Origin of the sequence: Acinetobacter sp. AL9, assembly GCF_041464035.1 — a bacterium.
In the GTDB taxonomy this organism is placed as follows: domain Bacteria; phylum Pseudomonadota; class Gammaproteobacteria; order Pseudomonadales; family Moraxellaceae; genus Acinetobacter; species Acinetobacter towneri.
Map to the genome: position 1 here is coordinate 1 of NZ_JAYFSK010000127.1, position 1,380 is coordinate 1,380.

At 51.4% G+C, this 1,380-nt stretch carries 1 pseudogene; it reads right to left on the reverse strand.

The features are described from left to right. Positions 1 to 1,266: 1,266 nt before the first annotated feature. Positions 1,267 to 1,380: pseudogene (locus ACEO2X_RS13835) on the reverse strand (class A beta-lactamase LEN-27); the annotation flags it as partial.

The window sequence follows — 1,380 nt, forward strand, 5'->3', positions numbered from 1 at the left end:
GTTGCGGTCGTGGAACCCACCGAGTGAAAGTGTGGATGCAGCCCTGTTGCCCAACTTTACCCGTGGCAATGCCCGCGCAGACGATCTGAGCTTGGCGTAATCATGGTCATAGCTGTTTCCTGTGTGAAATTGTTATCCGCTCACAATTCCACACAACATACGAGCCGGAAGCATAAAGTGTAAAGCCTGGGGTGCCTAATGAGTGAGCTAACTCACATTAATTGCGTTGCGCTCACTGCCCGCTTTCCAGTCGGGAAACCTGTCGTGCCAGCTGCATTAATGAATCGGCCAACGCGCGGGGAGAGGCGGTTTGCGTATTGGGCGCTCTTCCGCTTCCTCGCTCACTGACTCGCTGCGCTCGGTCGTTCGGCTGCGGCGAGCGGTATCAGCTCACTCAAAGGCGGTAATACGGTTATCCACAGAATCAGGGGATAACGCAGGAAAGAACATGTGAGCAAAAGGCCAGCAAAAGGCCAGGAACCGTAAAAAGGCCGCGTTGCTGGCGTTTTTCCATAGGCTCCGCCCCCCTGACGAGCATCACAAAAATCGACGCTCAAGTCAGAGGTGGCGAAACCCGACAGGACTATAAAGATACCAGGCGTTTCCCCCTGGAAGCTCCCTCGTGCGCTCTCCTGTTCCGACCCTGCCGCTTACCGGATACCTGTCCGCCTTTCTCCCTTCGGGAAGCGTGGCGCTTTCTCATAGCTCACGCTGTAGGTATCTCAGTTCGGTGTAGGTCGTTCGCTCCAAGCTGGGCTGTGTGCACGAACCCCCCGTTCAGCCCGACCGCTGCGCCTTATCCGGTAACTATCGTCTTGAGTCCAACCCGGTAAGACACGACTTATCGCCACTGGCAGCAGCCACTGGTAACAGGATTAGCAGAGCGAGGTATGTAGGCGGTGCTACAGAGTTCTTGAAGTGGTGGCCTAACTACGGCTACACTAGAAGAACAGTATTTGGTATCTGCGCTCTGCTGAAGCCAGTTACCTTCGGAAAAAGAGTTGGTAGCTCTTGATCCGGCAAACAAACCACCGCTGGTAGCGGTGGTTTTTTTGTTTGCAAGCAGCAGATTACGCGCAGAAAAAAAGGATCTCAAGAAGATCCTTTGATCTTTTCTACGGGGTCTGACGCTCAGTGGAACGAAAACTCACGTTAAGGGATTTTGGTCATGAGATTATCAAAAAGGATCTTCACCTAGATCCTTTTAAATTAAAAATGAAGTTTTAAATCAATCTAAAGTATATATGAGTAAACTTGGTCTGACAGTTACCAATGCTTAATCAGTGAGGCACCTATCTCAGCGATCTGTCTATTTCGTTCATCCATAGTTGCCTGACTCCCCGTCGTGTAGATAACTACGATACGGGAGGGCTTACCATC